The 246-nt window shown below is 46.3% G+C and carries 1 protein-coding gene; it reads left to right on the top strand.

Annotation, left to right across the window (positions count from 1 at the left end):
- On the top strand, window positions 1–246 hold a 246-nt coding region (locus tag WKI42_RS10940; RefSeq protein WP_368081925.1), incomplete at both ends, for a DUF1542 domain-containing protein.

Genomic DNA, 246 nt, shown 5'->3' with positions numbered 1-246 from the left:
ACAGCTCAAGCTACAGGGGAAGCCGATGTTCAGAAGGTGAACCCAGTAGGGAAAGATAAGGCAAAACAAGCCATTCAAGATGAGTTGACTAAGAAACTTCAAGCCATTGACAACAACGATAAGTTGAGTCAAGGTGAAAAAGACGCAGCTAAGGCAGATGCGAAAGAGAAAGCCAAAGCGCAAACAGATGCCATTGATAACCAGCCAGCCAATGCGAATACACCAGAGGAAGCAGAGGCAGCTCAA

This window comes from Streptococcus pseudopneumoniae, from assembly GCF_038148935.1.
Classification (GTDB): Bacteria; Bacillota; Bacilli; order Lactobacillales; family Streptococcaceae; genus Streptococcus; species Streptococcus pseudopneumoniae_U.
The sequence above is the reverse complement of the archived record's forward strand: the minus strand, read 5'-3'. Positions and strand labels throughout refer to the sequence as shown.